Raw genomic sequence first — 15986 nt, 5'->3', positions numbered from 1 at the left:
GAACTGGGTGGATTCGCGTGGCCGGGCGGCGGGGTGGCGGTCGGTGCTGGAGGCGGAGGGCCGGGTGGTGCCTGAGCCGTTGGTGGGGGATTGGACGGCGTCGTCGGGTTATGAGCTGGGGCGGCGGCTGGCGGCCGATGAGGCGGTGACGGCGGTGTTCGTGGCCAATGATCATATGGCGATGGGGGTGTTGCGGGCGTTGCGGGAGGCGGGCCGTCGGGTGCCCGAGGACGTGAGTGTCGTGGGGTTCGACGACGTGCCGGAGGCGGCGTACTTCTGGCCGCCGCTGACCACGGTGCGGCAGGACTTCGGCGAGCTCGGCCGGCAGGCGTTCCGGCTCCTGCTCCAGCGCATCGCAGGCCGGGACGTCGAGTCGGCGCGCCTGGTCGAGCCCGAACTCGTGGTCAGGGAGAGCGCGGCCGCCGCGTGACCGGCCTTCCGTAGCCTGCCCGTCGCCGATCGGTCTGCCGTCCATTCAGCCCGTGCAGCCTGTGCCCGCCCGCTTGCCTGTCGCGCCGCGCGCGTGAATGCGTGCCGCTTCCAGGGGTCGGCTATATCAGCGCAATGGGGCTAAATGGGATTATTCAATTCGCTGGTCTGCGCCCTTCGCCTGTAGCTCCAGCAAATCTCAACGCGCGGTTGTTGCCCGGTGCCGGTTCGTGGAAGGATTAGTACAGGATTTCGAATCGGCGAAGGGGGCGTGATGGAACTGCCTGGCTTCAGCCCTGGTCACCCCCATGATTCGTATGCCGCCGACGACTGGTGGGATCGCCTGGTCGCCGGCTCGCCCCTTTGGTCGTCAGAAGGTTCCCTCGCCCGCGAATTTGTGCCGATCGCCGATTCCCAAGGGCGAAAGCATGCCGGCTGGTCCGACACCCCGGCGACCTTTCCCTTTGTTCGAGCATTTACGACTCGTGCCGGTATTGCTGCCGTTGACGACTCCATCGGCGGCGCAACCGCGAATGGCGCTTCCCCTGACGGTACTTCTGCCGGCGGCCCCGTTTCCGGCGGTTCCGTTTCCGGCGCCGCAGCCGGTCCTCCCTCGGTCGCCGGTCACGCAGGAGGTGTAGCCGGCGGCGCCCGCGGTCCCGCCGGTGCCGGCATCAACGCCCCCGGGACCCCGGACGCCCCGGGCACCGACGCCGGTGGCGCATCTGACGGCACCCCTGCCGCCGGCTCGCGTAACGCGGACGAGGACCAGGATGCGGGCCGAGGCGCCACCGATCGCGATCGGGAGGCCGGTCGGGAGCATTCAGGATGTCCGGGCCAGACCCACGATGCGGGGCGCGGTGACGCCGACCGTGGTCGGACTGCCGGTGGTGCGCCCGGTGGTGCGCCTGGTGGTGCGTCGGACGGTGCGCCCGGCAGCGCGTCTGAGCGTGGCTTCGGTGGTGCTTGCGGTGCGGGGTCGTCGTCGTGGGTGGCGGTGGCGGCGGTTGGTGAGGCGGCGCGGGTGGTGGCGTTGGTGCCGGTGCCTGAGTCGGCGGGGGTGTGTCTGGCGGAGGCCGAGGAGTTGCTGGCGGCCCGCGATCGGATCACTTCGGCGCTTGCTGCCCGGGTGGGGCGGGTGCATCGGGCCGGGGAGGCGAGGAACCATGGGCATGCCTCGACCAGGTTGTGGTTGCGATCCACCGGCGGGATGACCATCCCCGGGGCCGGTCGGTTGGTGACGATGGGCGTGGAGTTGGGTCGTCTGTCGCGGGTGCGTGAGCGGTTCGCCGAGGGCAGCTTGCCCGAGGGGATCGTGGAGGCGATCTGCACGGCCACCTCTGGGTTGACCGACGATCAGGCCGTGGCGGCTGAGGGGATTCTGCTGGAGTTGGTTGGTTCGGCGGGTGCGGCGGAGGTGGCCAAGGCGGGGCGGTATCTGCGGGCGGTGCTGGACCCCGACGGTCACGCAAGCGATGAGCAGGCCGATTTCGACCGCCGGTTCTTTAGGGTGCGGCGGCGCAGGAACGGCGGGCTGGAGGGAGAGTTCTACCTGCCGGTGGAGGCGGCCGCGCGGTTGCAGCACCTGCTGGACGTCTACGCCAGGCCCAAGGCCGAGGGCGACGACCGCACCCCGAGCGTGCGGAACGCCGATGCGTTCATCGCGTTCCTGGAGAACAAGATCGCGACTGAGCTTCTGGTGCTGGTCACCGCCGAATCCCTCCCCGACGACCCCCCAGCCGACGCACCCTCAGGCACCGGCCCCTCAGACGACCCCACAGCTGACCCCTCTGCCGACCACCCCACCAGCGACCCCTCAGACGCCGACCCGAGCGACGGCTCTGGTCCCGACCTCGGCTCCTGCGGCCTTGGCTCCGTGCCCGGCTCTGACGCCCGCACACGTGCGCAGCAGACGCACGCCCCCGATCCCCCGACTGAGCCCCCGACCAAGAGTGACGACGCCACTGGCACCCACACGGAGCAGAGTCCAAGCGGGGACCGCCCTGGAGGTCGCCGTGCTCACGGCTGCCCCGGCGGAAACCACCCTGCTGGTGACTGCCCTGCCGGTGGCTGCCCGGCGGAGGGCTACCGGCACGCCTCCTGGACAGGCGAGGCGCGGCATGAGATGCCCCGGACAGGAGCCGACGCTCCGCCGGGGGTGGAACGCGACGATGACGCGTGGCCGGGGGCGGGGGTCAACAGTCCGCCGGGGGTGTGGTTGCGGGGGTTGCCGGGGCTGATCCTGGCGACCGGGCACCTGCTGCCCGCCTCCAGCGTGCACCGGCTGGCCCGCACCAGCACTTTGGTGCGGATCGTGATGGACGCCGGTGGGCAGGTGCTGGACATGGGCCGCAAGGTGCGCCTTGCCACCCCGGCCCAGCGGCGGGCGGTCTTCGCCCGGTATGCGACCTGCTGGGTGGACGGCTGTCCGCTGCCGGCCACGATGTGCCAGATCGACCACGCCGAGGACTGGTGCAGCGGCGGGCCGACCGACCTCAAGCTGCTGGGGCCGGCGTGCCAGTTCCACAACCGCGACCGCTACCGCCACCCCGCCCGCTACACCCGCCGCAAGATCGGCGACGACCGCTGGGCCTTCACCTACCGAAACCCCCGCACCACCCGCAGTGCCTGGCGACGCGAATGAAATCACCGGCGCGCGAATCGGTACCCGCAGGGGAGACATCGGTGCCTCAGGGGCGAGAGCGGGGCCAGGCGTGGAAGCGGGTCGCCGGTCGACGGGATCGCGAGCCGCTCACGAGGTTGCTCCGGCGGCCGGGGTTTCTGCCTGCCGGGGCTGAGAATCGGTCACCGGGGGCCAGGCACTTGGCCCCGGCACGCATGAAACATTCGCAGCGATTGGAACGCCCCAAATCCACGGGTGGTCGTGCCGGTTGCGCCGACGTCCCCCAGCGCCGCCGCTCATGACTACCGTGTGTGACCACCGAGCCCGAGCATCCTCGCTGCCGCCACGATCGGCAGGGCCGGTGAGCAGGGGTTTTCGGTCATGCGAGCAGCTCCTCAGACAGTTCTGTTAACGATAACACAGCCTCTCCATCGATGGGTGAGCGTTAACACCCGGGATCCGGTCACCAGTTAAAGCTGATGTGGCATGTCCGTCAATGCTGGGTTACCGGCATGTTTCGGCGTAACCGGACCGTGACCGGCGACCTCCTTGACGCCGGGTTGTGTTAACGCTCACAGTTCTTGCCAAGCAGTTGAGAGGAGCGACCGTGGGACCCAACGTCGAGCGCCGCCCGCCCGTCATGGCCGACGTGGCCAGGCTGGCCGGAGTGTCGCACCAGACGGTCTCGCGGGTGCTCAACGATCATCCGAACGTCCGCGCCGAGACCCGCACCCGGGTCATGCGGGCCATCGACCAGCTCGGTTACCGCCGCAACCTCGTCGCCCGGGCACTGGTCACCAAGCACTCGCGCACGCTGGGCGTCGTCAGCTTCGACACGACGCTGTACGGACCGGCGAGCACGGTATACGGAATCGAGCAGGCCGCAAGGGACGCGGGCTACTTCGTGAGCATCGTGAGCCTGCGGACCATCGACAGGGCCGGCGTGAACGACGCGATCGGCTACCTCGCCGAGCAGGGCGTCGACGGCATCGTCGTCGTCGCTCCGCAGCGCTCGGCGGCCCGTGCGCTCGACGACCTGCCGGCGGGCATGCCCGCCGTGGCCGTCGAGGGCTGGCATCAGGGCGACGTCTCCGTGGTGAGCGTCGACCAGGTCGAGGGAGCCAGGCTGGCGACCTCGCACCTGCTCGGCCTCGGCCACGAGACCGTCTGGCATGTCAGCGGCCCCGCCGACTGGCTGGAGGCCGAAGGGCGGTGTGAGGGCTGGCGCGCGGTGCTGACTGAGGCGGGGCGCCGCGTACCCGACATGCTGACCGGTGACTGGAGTCCTCGATCGGGCTACCAGGCCGGAAAGCACCTCGCCGCGATGGCGGGCGACGTCACCGCGGTGTTCGTCGCCAACGACCAGATGGCGCTCGGCTTGCTGCGGGCGTTCACGGAGGAGGGGGTGAAGGTCCCCGAGCAGATCAGCATCGTGGGCTTCGACGACATCCCTGAGTCGGAGTTCTTCTCCCCACCGCTCACCACCATAAGACAGGACTTCGGGGCCGTCGGCAGGCGCAGCATCGACGTGCTGCTCCGGCAGATCGAGTCGAACGAGCCGTTGCCCCATGAACGGCTCGTCGTGCCTCCCCAGTTCGTACGAAGGGGAAGCACGACAGGCGCGCGCTAGCCGTACGGAAATCAAACAAATGATCAGCGCTGACCACCTGACCTGTGTTAGCGCTAACAGCGATGAAAGGATCCCCACAGTGTTGAAGAGGATCTCGGCACTGATCCTGGCGGGCGCGACCGCCCTGACGATGGCCGGATGCAGCGGTGGCGGCGACGGCGACTCGTCGGCCAGCAACGGCTCGTCGGGCGGCGGCGACGACAAGATCGTCATGGGCTTCTCGCAGGTCGGCGCGGAGAGTGGCTGGCGTACCGCCAACACCAAGTCCGTCCAGGAGTCGGCCAAGGAGGCCGGCATCGACCTGAAGTTCTCCGACGCCCAGCAGAAGCAGGAGAACCAGATCAAGGCCATCCGCTCCTACATCCAGCAGAAGGTCGACGTGATCGCCTTCTCGCCGGTCGTGGAGTCGGGCTGGGACACCGTGCTCAAGGAAGCCCAGAACGCGAAGATTCCGGTCATCCTTACCGACCGGGCCGTGGATTCCAAGGACACCAGCCTGTACAAGACCTTCCTCGGCTCCGACTTCGTCGAGGAGGGCAAGAAGGCCGGCCAGTGGCTGGTCGACCAGTACAAGGACAGCAAGGACACGGTGAACATCGTCGAGCTGCAGGGCACCACCGGCTCTGCGCCCGCCAACGACCGCAAGGCGGGCTTCGGCGAGATCATCTCGGCCGACCCGAAGTTCAAGGTCATCGCTTCGCAGAGCGGCGACTTCACCCGTGCCAAGGGCAAGGAGGTCATGGAGGCCTTCCTCAAGTCCAACCCCAAGATCGACGTGCTCTACGCGCACAACGACGACATGGGCCTCGGCGCCATCGAGGCGATCGAGGGCGCGGGCAAGGTCCCGGGCAAGGACATCAAGATCATCACGGTTGACGCGGTGCACGACGGCATGCAGGCCCTCGCCGACGGGAAGATCAACTACATCGTCGAGTGCTCCCCGCTGCTTGGCCCCCAGCTGATGGACCTCGCGAAGAAGGTCGTCAAGGGCGAGCAGGTTCCGCCGCGCGTGGTGACCGAGGAGACCACCTTCACCCAGGAGCAGGCCAAGGAGGCCCTGCCCAACCGCAAGTACTGATCGTAAGCACTGATTCCCTCACCGGGCCGCCTCTTCCCGGGGCGGCCCGGTGCCGCGACAGTGAGTAGGAACGAGAGAGGGGCTCCGCTATGGCCGCACCCGCGCCGATCCTGCGGATGAGCGGGATCGGCAAGCAGTTCCCCGGCGTGAAGGCGCTGGACGGCGTCGACTTCCGGCTGCTGCCGGGAGAGGTGCACGCCCTCATGGGCGAGAACGGCGCCGGCAAGTCAACGCTCATCAAGGTACTGACCGGCGTCTACGACATCGACGCCGGCGAGATCGAGCTGGAGGGAAGGCGGGTCGCCTTCTCCAGCCCGCTGGCCGCCCAGCAGGCGGGCATCAGCACCGTCTACCAAGAAGTCAACCTCTGCGCCAACCTCTCGGTGGCGGAGAACATCTTCATCGGCCGTGAGCCGCGCCGGCTCGGCCGGATCCAGTGGAAGAAGATGCGCCGCCGGGCGGAGGAGATCCTCTCCCGCCTCGACCTCGACCTCGACGTGTCGGCGCCGCTGTCGTCGTACTCGCTGGCCATCCAGCAGATGGTCGCGATCGCGCGGGCGGTGGACATCGACGCGAAGGTGCTGATCCTGGACGAGCCCACCTCCAGCCTCGACGCGGGGGAGGTCGCCCAGCTGTTCCGGGTGATGCGCCGGCTCAAGGAGCAGGGCATCGCGATCCTGTTCGTCTCGCACTTCCTCGACCAGATCTACGAGATCTCCGACCGCATGACGATCCTGCGCAACGGCACGCTCGTGGGGGAGTACCTCACCAGCGAGCTGAGCCAGGTCGAGCTGGTCGGCAAGATGATCGGCCGCGAGCTGGCCGACCTGGAGAAGCTGGAGGGCCGCCCGCCCGCCCGTGAGGCCGCGCCGCTGGTCGAGGCCGAGCTGCTGGGCCGGACCGGGGCGATCGAGCCGTTCACGCTCACCATCCACGAGGGGGAGGTCGTCGGCCTGGCCGGGCTGCTCGGCTCGGGCCGTACGGAGATCGCCCGGCTGCTGTTCGGCGCCGACCACGCGGGCACCGGCGCGCTGAAGATCGACGGCCAGGCGGTCAGCCTGCGCACGCCCCGGTCGGCGGTCGCTCGCAAGATCGCCTTCTGCTCGGAGAACCGGCGGGCCGAGGGGCTCATCCCCGACCTCACGGTCCGGGAGAACATCATCCTGGCGCTGCAGGCGGCGCGGGGCTGGACCAGGCCGATCCCGCGGCGCAAGCAGGACGAGCTGGTCGAGAAGTACATCTCCGCGCTGAACATCCGCCCGGCCAATCCCGAGCAGCTCGTCAGGAACCTGAGCGGCGGAAACCAGCAGAAGGTGCTGCTGGCCCGCTGGCTGATCCTGGAGCCCCGCCTGCTCATCCTCGACGAGCCCACCCGGGGCATCGACGTCGGCGCCAAGGCCGAGATCCAGCGCCTGGTCGCCGAGCTGTCGGACGGCGGGATGGCCGTGCTGTTCATCTCCGCCGAGCTGGAGGAGGTGCTGCGGCTCAGCCACAAGGTCGGCGTGCTGCGCGACCGCCGGCTGGTGGCCGAACTGGACAACGACGAGAGCCTCACCACGGACAGGCTCACGGAGACGATCGCGAGCGGAGCCATCTCATGACGCGGTTCCTCAGACACCGGCTGTTCTGGCCCGTGGCCATCCTGGTCGCCCTGCTGGCGCTCAACCTCGTCTTCACCGACAACTTCTTCCGGGTGCAGATGAAGGACGGCCACCTCTACGGCAGCCTCATCGACATCGTCCGCTTCGGCGCCCCGCTGATCCTCGTCTCGCTCGGCATGACGCTCGTCATCGCCACCAGCGGCATCGACCTGTCGGTGGGGTCGGTCGTGGCCATCGCCGGCGCGCTGGCCTGCCTGCAGATCAGCGACCTGGGCGACCAGAACTCGATCGGCGGGGTCCTCGGAGCGGTCGGGATCGCGCTGGCGCTCTCGGTGGTGCTCGGCGTGTGGAACGGCCTCCTGGTCGCGGGCATCGGCATCCAGCCCATCATCGCCACGCTGATCCTGATGGTCGCCGGACGAGGGCTGGCCCAGCTCATCACCGACGGCCAGATCACCACGGTCAACAGCTCGCCGTACAAGCTGATCGGCGGCGGCTACTGGCTCACGCTGCCGTTCTCGATCATCATCGTGGCGGTCGTGCTCGCGCTCACGGCGTTCCTCACCCGGCGTCTCGCGCTGGGCCTGCTCATCGAGTCGGTCGGCGGCAACGCCGAGGCGAGCCGCCTGTCGGGCATCAGCGCCCGCGGCGTCCTCATCACGGTGTACACGTTCTGCGCGCTGTGCGCGGGCATCGCCGGGCTGATGATCAGTTCGAACGTCTCCAGCGCCGACGGCAACAACGCCGGCCTGTGGATCGAGCTCGACGCCATCCTCGCCGTCGTGATCGGCGGCACCTCCCTGGCGGGCGGCCGCTTCTCGCTCGGCGGCACGGTGCTCGGCGCACTCATCATCCAGACGCTGACCACCACGATCTACTCCATCGGCGTCCCGCCGGAGACCACGCTGCTGTTCAAGGCGCTCGTGGTGACGATCGTCTGCCTGCTGCAGTCCCCGGCCTTCCGCGAGAAGGTGTTCCACCGGCGCAGGCGCCCGCAGGCGCCGAGCCCGGTGACCGAAGAGAAGGTGAGGGTCTCGGCATGACGAGCGTCACCGGTCTGCTGGACCTCCGCCGCACGGTCCCGCAGAAGTACATCCCCGTCATGGTGACGGCGGGCCTGTTCATCGCGATGTTCGTCGCGGGCGGCATCCGCTACGAGGGCTTCGCCACCGGGCAGATCATCCTCAACGTCTTCATCGACAACGCCTTCCTGCTGGTGGTCGCGGTCGGGATGACGTTCGTGATCCTCACCGGCGGCATCGACCTGTCCGTCGGATCGGTGGTCGGGCTCTCCACGATGATCAGCGCCAGCCTGCTGAAGGACGGCTGGCCGGCGTTCGGGGTCATGGCCCTGGTGCTGGTGATCGGCGCGGTGCTCGGCCTGGGCATGGGCGCGATCATCCACTACTTCGAGATCCAGCCGTTCATCGTGACGCTGGCCGGGATGTTCCTGGCCCGCGGCCTGTGCTACACGATCAGCACCGACTCGATCCCGATCGAGAACTCGACGTTCACGGCGATCGCCCAGACGCGGGTCGACCTCGGCGGCGACATGTGGGTCTCGCCGAGCGTGCTGATCGCGCTCGTGGTCGTGCTGGCGGCGGCGTACGTGCTGCACTACACCCGGCTCGGCCGCAACGTGTACGCCACGGGAGGCAGCGAGCAGTCGGCCCTGCTGATGGGCCTGCCGGTGGCCCGTACGAAGATCGCCGTCTACACCGTCAGCGGGTTCTGCTCGGCGCTCGGCGGTCTGCTGTTCGCCTTCTACTCGCTGTCGGGATACGGGCTGAGCGCCGTCGGGATGGAGCTGGACGCGATCGCCGCGGTCGTCATCGGCGGCACGCTGCTCACCGGCGGCAGCGGCTACCTGCTCGGCACCGTGCTCGGCGTGCTCGTGCTCGGCCTGATCCAGACGATCATCAGCTTCGAGGGCACGCTGAGCTCGTGGTGGACCAAGATTTTCATCGGCCTGCTGCTGTTCGCCTTCATCCTGCTGCAGCGGCTGATCACCGCCAGGCGCAGATAGCGCGGGCCCGGGTCCCCTCTCCCCTCTCCCTGGTTTGGAGTACTTGTGAGCGCTAACAGCGAGCGTTACGTCATCGGCGTCGACTACGGCACACTGTCCGGCCGTGCCGTGGTGGTGCGGGTGAGCGACGGCGAGGAGGTGGGCGGCGCCGTCCACGAGTACGCCCATCGGGTGATCGAGGAGGCGCTGCCGGGCTCGGGGGTCCGCCTCGGGCCCGACTGGGCGCTGCAGTCGCCGGCGGACTGGATCGACGTGCTGCGGCACGCGGTGCCGAAGGCCCTGGCCGCCGCGCAGGTCCCGGCCGAGCAGGTGGTCGGCATCGGCACCGACTTCACCGCCTGCACGATCCTGCCCGTCACCGCCGACGGCCACCCGCTGTGCGAGCGCTTCCCCGAGCGGCCGCACGCCTGGCCGAAGCTCTGGAAGCACCACGCGGCCCAGCCCCACGCCGACCGGATCAACGCCCTGGCGGCCGAGCGCGGCGAGTCGTGGCTGCCGCGGTACGGCGGCAAGATCTCCTCGGAGTGGCAGTTCGCCAAGGGCCTGCAACTGCTGGAGGAGGACCCGGAGCTCTACGGCCTGGCCGACCGGTGGATCGAGGCGGCCGACTGGATCATCTGGCAGCTCGCCGGCGTGGAGACCCGCAACGTCTGCACCGCCGGATACAAGGGGATCTTCCAGGACGGTGCCTACCCCTCGGAGGAGTTCCTGGCCGCGCTCAACCCCGGCTTCGCGGGCTTCGCCGGGAAGCTGGGCACCGACCTCGCGCCGCTCGGCGGCCTCGCCGGCCGGCTGACCGCGCGGGCGGCCGAGTGGACGGGCCTGCCCGAGGGGATCGCCGTCGCGGTCGGCAACGTCGACGCCCACGTCACCGCGGCCGCGGCCGACGCCGTGCGGCCGGGCCAGATGGTCGCCATCATGGGCACCTCCACGTGCCATGTCATGTGCTCCGACCGGCTCGCCGAGGTGCCCGGCATGTGCGGGGTGGTGCAGGACGGCATCGTCCCCGGGCTGTGGGGCTACGAGGCGGGCCAGTCCGCCGTCGGCGACATCTTCGCCTGGTTCGTGGACAACTGCGTGCCCGCCTCGTACGCCGAGCGGGCCGCGGAGGCGGGACTCGGGCTGCACGAGTATCTGACCTCGCTCGCGGCCGGGCAGAAGGTCGGGCAGCACGGACTGGTCGCGCTCGACTGGCACGGCGGCAACCGTTCGGTCCTGGTCGACCACACCCTGTCCGGGGTCGTCGTCGGGCAGACGCTCGCCACCCGTCCCGAGGACGTCTACCGCGCGCTCATCGAGGCGACCGCGTTCGGCGCCCGCACGATCGTGGAGACCTTCGAGGCCGCCGGGGTGCCGGTCGAGGAGTTCGTGGTCGCCGGCGGTCTGCTGAAGAACAGGTTCCTCATGCAGATCTACGCCGACGTGCTGCGCCGTCCGCTGTCGGTGATCGGCTCCGACCAGGGACCGGCGCTGGGCTCGGCGATCCACGCCGCCGTCGCCGCCGGGGCGTACCCCGACATCACCGCCGCCGCGGCGGCGATGGGCAAGCGCGACGCCGCGGTGTACGCGCCCGACAAGGAGCGGGCCGACGCCTACGACCGGCTGTACGCCGAGTACCGGAGGCTGCACGACCACTTCGCGGACGGTGATCTCCTGCACCGGCTCCGCGCGATCAGGAACGAGGCCAGTGCATGATCGAAGAACTGCGCAGGACCGTGTGCCGGCTCCACACCGAGCTGGTGCGGTACGGCCTGGTGGTGTGGACGGCGGGCAACGTCTCGGGCCGGGTGCCCGGAGAGGACCTGTTCGTCATCAAGCCGAGCGGCGTGTCGTACGACGACCTGACGCCCGAGTCGATCGTGGTGTGCGACCTGGACGGCCACCTCGTCGAGGGCGACCTCGCGCCCTCCAGCGACACGGCCGCGCACGCCTACGTCTACCGGCACATGCCGGAGGTGAACGGCGTCGTGCACACCCACTCGACGTACGCCTCGGCGTGGGCGGCCCGCGGGGAGGCGATCCCGTGCGTGCTCACGGCCATGGCCGACGAGTTCGGCGGCGAGATCCCCGTCGGTCCGTTCGCGCTGATCGGCAACGACGACATCGGCAAGGGGATCGTGGAGACCTTGACAGGTCACCGTTCCCGTGCGGTGCTGATGCAGAACCACGGAGTGTTCACCATCGGGGAGTCGCCGAAGGCGGCGGTCAAGGCCGCCGTCATGTGCGAGGACGTCGCCCGCACCGTCCACATCTCCCGTCAGCTCGGTGAGCCGCTGCCGATCGCCTCCGGCGACGTCGACAGCTTGTACGACCGCTATCAGAACGTCTACGGACAGAGGAGTCACCTGTGAGGTTTTGGTTCCTGACCGGCAGCCAGGGCCTGTACGGCGAGGACACGCTGCGGCAGGTGGCCGAGCAGTCCCAGCGCATCGCCGAGGTCCTCGGCGAGGGGCTGCCGTTCGAGCTCGAGTGGCGGCCCGTGCTCACCGACGCGGCGGCGATCCGCCGGGTGTGCCTGGAGGCGAACGCCGACGACGAGTGCATCGGCCTGATCGCGTGGATGCACACGTTCTCCCCGGCCAAGATGTGGATCGCCGGCCTGGACGCGCTGCGCAAGCCGCTGCTGCACCTGCACACGCAGGCCAACGTCGAGCTGCCGTGGAGTTCCATCGACATGGACTTCATGAACCTCAACCAGGCCGCCCACGGCGACCGCGAGTTCGGTTACATCCAGTCCCGTCTGGGCGTGCCGCGCAAGACCGTCGCCGGGCACGTCAGCGACCCCGCGGTGGTGGCGCGGATCGGCACCTGGGCGCGGGCGGCGGCCGGCCGCGCCGAGGTCGGGTCGCTGCGCCTGGCCCGTTTCGGCGACAACATGCGCGACGTTGCGGTGACCGAGGGCGACAAGGTCGAGGCGCAGCTGCGCTTCGGGGTGTCGGTGAACACCTACGGGGTCAACGAGCTGGTCGAGGCCGTGGACGCCGCCGCGGACGCCGACGTCTCCGCGCTGGTCAAGGAGTACGACGACCTCTACCGGATGGCGCCGGAGCTGCGCGTCGGCGGCGACCGGCACGAGTCGCTGCGTTACGCGGCGCGCATCGAGCTGGGCCTGCGCCAGTTCCTGGAGGGCGGCGGCTTCAAGGCGTTCACCACCAACTTCGAGGACCTCGGCGGGCTGCGTCAGCTTCCCGGCCTGGCCGTGCAGCGGCTGATGGCCGACGGCTACGGCTTCGGCGGCGAGGGCGACTGGAAGACCTCGGTGCTGCTGCGCACGCTGAAGGTGATGTCGGCGGGCCTGCCCGGCGGCACCTCCTTCATGGAGGACTACACCTATCACCTCACTCCCGGCGAGGAGGTCATCCTCGGCGCGCACATGCTGGAGGTCTGCCCGACGATCGCGTCGGACACCCCCTCCTGCCAGATCCACCCGCTCAGCATCGGCGGGCGCGAGGACCCGGTCCGGCTCGTGTTCGACGCGGCACCCGGCCCCGCCGTGGTGGTCGGCCTGTCCGACATGGGCGAGCGGTTCCGGCTGGTGGCCAACGAGATCGACGTGGTCGCCCCGCCCGAGCCGCTGCCGGCCCTGCCGGTCGCGCGGGCCGTCTGGCGGCCCCGGCCCGACCTGCGCACCTCCGCCGAGTCCTGGATCACGGCGGGCGCCCCGCACCACACCGTGCTGTCCTCGGCCCTCGGCGCCGAGGAGCTGACCGACTTCGCCGACATGCTGGGCGTCGAACTGCTCGTCATCGACGAGGCGACCACTCCCCGGCAGTTCGCGAAGGAACTGCGGTGGAACCAGGCCTACTACCGGCTCGCGCAGGGATTCTGATCGTCCGGACGGGCCCCTCCCCCGGCTTCCCGGGGGAGGGGCCCGTCCGCCGGTTACCCGCCTCCGCGCCGACTCCTATACACTGGCTGCGTCGCACGGGGCTATAGCGCAGCTGGTAGCGCACCTCCATGGCATGGAGGGGGTCTGGGGTTCGAGTCCCCATAGCTCCACAGACAGCTTCACAAGTAGTTTCACAAGCAGGATCGTCGAAGGGCGGTCGGACGGCGCGTCGCGCGGTCCGGCCGCCCTTCGTCGTCGTTCCCGGGCTCGGCGGGCGCGCCGACGGCATAAGGGTTGACAATGATCATTGACTCGTTTTCCTGCTGAAAAGCCTAAATAGCTTCGGTATGTCTTGACTTGATCGGGCGAAGCCCCCTATCTAGAAGAAAGCAAATACAGCTGATCACCAATGGCGGCCATGATGACAATCGAGTCAGGACCGGACAATCCGCGTCGGGAGTACCGGGCCATGCAGGCCGAGGCGTTCAATCGCATCGGAGCCCGGTACGACGAGGCGTTCCCACACAAGGAGGGACAGGTCGCCGCCGGTGAATGGTTGATCAAGCAGCTCCAGCCGGGAGCGCGGGTCCTCGACGTGGGCTGCGGCACCGGCGCTCCCACCGCGCAGCAGTTCGCCGAGGCGGGCTGCGAGGTCACCGGCATCGACATCTCCCCGGTCATGCTCGACCTGGCCAGGAAGAACGTGCCGGTCGGCACGTTCTTCGAGACCGACGTGCTCGACCTCGACGCCTCGCTCGGCACGTTCGACGCCGTGACGGCCTTCTTCAGCCTCCTCATGCTGCCCCGGCCCCAGATCGAGCGGGCGCTCGGCCGGATCCACGCCGTGCTCGCGCCCGGCGGCCTCTTCTCGCTGAGCATGGTGGAGATCGACCTCGACGACGTGCCCTTCCAGTTCCTCGGCGCTCCCGTGCGGGTGACGGGGTATCTGCGCGACGAGTTGCGCGAGGTCGTCGAGGCCGCGGGATTCACCGTGCTGTCGGAGAACCACCTCTCGTACGCGCCGGCGACCACGCAGGCGCCGCCGGAGATCCAGCTCTTCGTCAACTGCCGGCGTGACCATCGCTGAACGGCCGCATCCGTGTCGGGAGGCGGGGAGCCGTCGACCATGCTGCACGATGTCAGCGCGATCGTCCGGGCCGTGGGCGACAGCCCCGGCCCGGAGGAGGCCACCAGGGCCCTGTGTGAGGCGGCGGTGCCGGGGCTGGCCGACGCCGCCGCGGTCTACGTGGACGGCGCCGCCTGGCACCGGGTCGATCCCGGCGGGCGGCTGCCGCCGCACTGGGCCGGCGACGAGGCCGGTGAGACCGGTGAGACCGCCCTGCTCGACGGGCGCCTGCTCGCCGTGCCGCTCCGGGCGTACGGAACGGTCGTCGGCTGCGCGCTCCTCGCGCGCGACGCCGGGCGGCCGCCGTTCGGCCCGGCGGACCTGTTCACCGCGGGACAGTTCGCCGTGCCCGCCGCGCTCACGATCTTCCACGGCCGGCGGGACCGCCGCCAGGTCGAGATCGTCGAGACGCTGGAGCGCGACATGCGCCCGGGCGCTCCGCCCGACCTGCCCGGGCTGGAGATCTCCTACCGGTACCGGCCGGCGGCCGAGCGGGTGGGCGGCGACTGGTACGACGTGATCCCGCTGCCGGGCAGCAGGGTGGCCCTGGTCGTCGGTGACGTGATGGGTCACGGGCCGGCCGCCGCGGCCGTGATGGGCCGGCTGCGCACGGTCGTGCAGACCCTGGCCGCGCTCGACCTCCCGGCCGAGCAGGTGCTCCACTCGCTCGACGAGGTGGCGCAGCGGCTGGCCGAGCAGACCATCACGACCTGCGTCTACTGCGTGTACGACCCGGTGCTGCGCCGGTGCACGATCGCGAGCGCGGGCCACCTGCCGCCGATCCTCGTGGGCGCGGACGGCCGGGCGGAGGTGCTGGCGCCGCCCCAGTGCCCGCCGATCGGGCTGGGCCGCACCCCCTTCGAGACGACGGAGATCGCGGCGGAGGACGGCAGCATGCTCGTCCTCTACACCGACGGGCTCGTGGAGGAACGCGGGGAGGACATCGGCCAGCAGGTGGAGGACCTGCGCCGCCGGCTCTCGGACGGCACCTCGATCGAGGACCTGAGCGACGCCGTGCTGTCGGCCGCCCGGGCCGACGACGTCACGATGCTGGCCATCCGCTTCCGCGGCATCCCGAGCGAGCACGTCGCCCAGTGGATGATGGAGCCGCAGCCGATGACGCCGTCGCGTGTCCGCGGCCTGGTCCGCCGTACGCTCGACGCGTGGGGTCTCGCCTCGATGACCCCGGTGGCCGAGCTGCTCGCGTCGGAGCTCGTCACCAACGCCGTACGGCAGACGTCGCGGCCCGTCACCATCAGGCTGCTGCGCACCGATCACCTGCTGTGCGAGGTCAGCGATGACAACCACCGCCTGCCGATGCAGCGCGAGCCCGGACCCCTCGACGAGGACGGCAGAGGGCTGTACGTCGTCTCCCGGCTCGCCGAGCGCTGGGGGGCGAGCCGGGTCGCGGGAGGCAAGACGGTCTGGTTCTCCCTGGCGATCCCCTGACGCGGGTTACGCTCACGCCGCCGAAGTCCTATACACTGGCGGGGCGCCGCCGACGCGGCGTGGCAAGGGGCTATAGCGCAGCTGGTAGCGCACTTCCATGGCATGGAAGGGGTCTGGGGTTCGAGTCCCCATAGCTCCACCGTCGCCGAATCATCTCAGGAGCCGTCCTCCGTCCGGAGGGCGGCTCTCGGCGTT

The 15986-nt window shown here is 69.8% G+C and carries 12 protein-coding genes and 2 tRNA genes; all 14 read left to right on the top strand.

The features are described 5' to 3' along the window. Positions 1–430, top strand: a 430-nt coding sequence (locus HHX33_RS24030; RefSeq protein WP_182876593.1) for a substrate-binding domain-containing protein, incomplete at its 5' end; no start/stop codon positions are given. Positions 431–1465: 1035 nt separating this feature from the next. After that, the gene (locus tag HHX33_RS24025; protein WP_182876592.1) at positions 1466–3073 is read left to right on the top strand and encodes an HNH endonuclease signature motif containing protein; all 1608 of its coding nucleotides are present in this window, start codon (positions 1466–1468) and stop codon (positions 3071–3073) included. Positions 3074–3692: 619 nt separating this feature from the next. After that, positions 3693–4682 (top strand): LacI family DNA-binding transcriptional regulator, encoded by a 990-nt coding sequence (locus HHX33_RS24020; protein ID WP_182876608.1) that lies wholly within the window; start codon positions 3693–3695, stop codon positions 4680–4682. Positions 4683–4761: 79 nt separating this feature from the next. Further along, complete coding sequence (locus HHX33_RS24015) at positions 4762–5760, top strand: ABC transporter substrate-binding protein (RefSeq protein ID WP_208759222.1); 999 nt, start codon at positions 4762–4764, stop codon at positions 5758–5760. An 89-nt stretch (positions 5761–5849) separates the two neighbouring features. Then, positions 5850–7361: a sugar ABC transporter ATP-binding protein gene (locus tag HHX33_RS24010; protein WP_182876591.1), complete on the top strand. Its 1512-nt coding sequence runs from the start codon at positions 5850–5852 to the stop codon at positions 7359–7361. Continuing rightward, positions 7358–8404, top strand: coding sequence for an ABC transporter permease (locus tag HHX33_RS24005; RefSeq protein ID WP_111697906.1), 1047 nt, complete (start codon positions 7358–7360; stop codon positions 8402–8404). The genes HHX33_RS24010 and HHX33_RS24005 overlap by 4 nt, the downstream gene beginning before the upstream one ends. Beyond that, positions 8401–9387, top strand: a complete 987-nt coding sequence (gene yjfF, locus HHX33_RS24000) for a galactofuranose ABC transporter, permease protein YjfF (RefSeq protein WP_111697907.1) — start codon at positions 8401–8403, stop codon at positions 9385–9387. Before HHX33_RS24005 ends, yjfF begins: the two co-directional genes overlap by 4 nt. 45 nt (positions 9388–9432) lie before the next feature. After that, entirely contained in the window at positions 9433–11082 is a 1650-nt protein-coding gene (araB, locus tag HHX33_RS23995; protein WP_182876590.1) for a ribulokinase, read from the top strand. Then, a complete protein-coding gene (locus tag HHX33_RS23990) occupies positions 11079–11738 on the top strand; it encodes an L-ribulose-5-phosphate 4-epimerase (protein WP_111697909.1) in 660 nt (219 codons plus the stop codon). The genes araB and HHX33_RS23990 overlap by 4 nt, the downstream gene beginning before the upstream one ends. Then, the gene (gene araA / locus HHX33_RS23985; protein ID WP_182876589.1) at positions 11735–13216 is read left to right on the top strand and encodes an L-arabinose isomerase; all 1482 of its coding nucleotides are present in this window, start codon (positions 11735–11737) and stop codon (positions 13214–13216) included. Before HHX33_RS23990 ends, araA begins: the two co-directional genes overlap by 4 nt. A 97-nt stretch (positions 13217–13313) precedes the next feature. Then, positions 13314–13386: transfer RNA gene (locus HHX33_RS23980), tRNA-Ala, on the top strand. Between the two features lie 248 nt (positions 13387–13634). Further along, positions 13635–14303: a class I SAM-dependent methyltransferase gene (locus HHX33_RS23975; RefSeq protein WP_220502137.1), complete on the top strand. Its 669-nt coding sequence runs from the start codon at positions 13635–13637 to the stop codon at positions 14301–14303. 39 nt (positions 14304–14342) lie between these two features. Beyond that, positions 14343–15791, top strand: coding sequence for an ATP-binding SpoIIE family protein phosphatase (locus HHX33_RS23970; protein ID WP_182876587.1), 1449 nt, complete (start codon positions 14343–14345; stop codon positions 15789–15791). 66 nt (positions 15792–15857) lie between these two features. Beyond that, positions 15858–15930: transfer RNA gene (locus tag HHX33_RS23965), tRNA-Ala, on the top strand. Positions 15931–15986: the final 56 nt, after the last annotated feature.

It is taken from the genome of Microbispora sp. H10670 (assembly GCF_014161385.1).
GTDB classification, from domain to species: domain Bacteria; phylum Actinomycetota; class Actinomycetes; order Streptosporangiales; family Streptosporangiaceae; genus Microbispora; species Microbispora triticiradicis.
The sequence above is the reverse complement of the archived record's forward strand: the minus strand, read 5'-3'. Positions and strand labels throughout refer to the sequence as shown.

Excerpts from the sequence above, each read along its gene's own strand:
- HHX33_RS23990 (WP_111697909.1), top strand. The coding sequence starts at position 11,079 with ATGATCGAAGAACTGCGCAGGACCGTGTGCCGGCTCCACACCGAGCTG.
- HHX33_RS24005 (WP_111697906.1), top strand. The coding sequence starts at position 7,358 with ATGACGCGGTTCCTCAGACACCGGCTGTTCTGGCCCGTGGCCATCCTG.
- HHX33_RS23975 (WP_220502137.1), top strand. The coding sequence starts at position 13,635 with ATGATGACAATCGAGTCAGGACCGGACAATCCGCGTCGGGAGTACCGG.
- yjfF (WP_111697907.1), top strand. The coding sequence starts at position 8,401 with ATGACGAGCGTCACCGGTCTGCTGGACCTCCGCCGCACGGTCCCGCAG.
- HHX33_RS24010 (WP_182876591.1), top strand. The coding sequence starts at position 5,850 with ATGGCCGCACCCGCGCCGATCCTGCGGATGAGCGGGATCGGCAAGCAG.
- HHX33_RS23970 (WP_182876587.1), top strand. The coding sequence starts at position 14,343 with ATGCTGCACGATGTCAGCGCGATCGTCCGGGCCGTGGGCGACAGCCCC.
- HHX33_RS24020 (WP_182876608.1), top strand. The coding sequence starts at position 3,693 with ATGGCCGACGTGGCCAGGCTGGCCGGAGTGTCGCACCAGACGGTCTCG.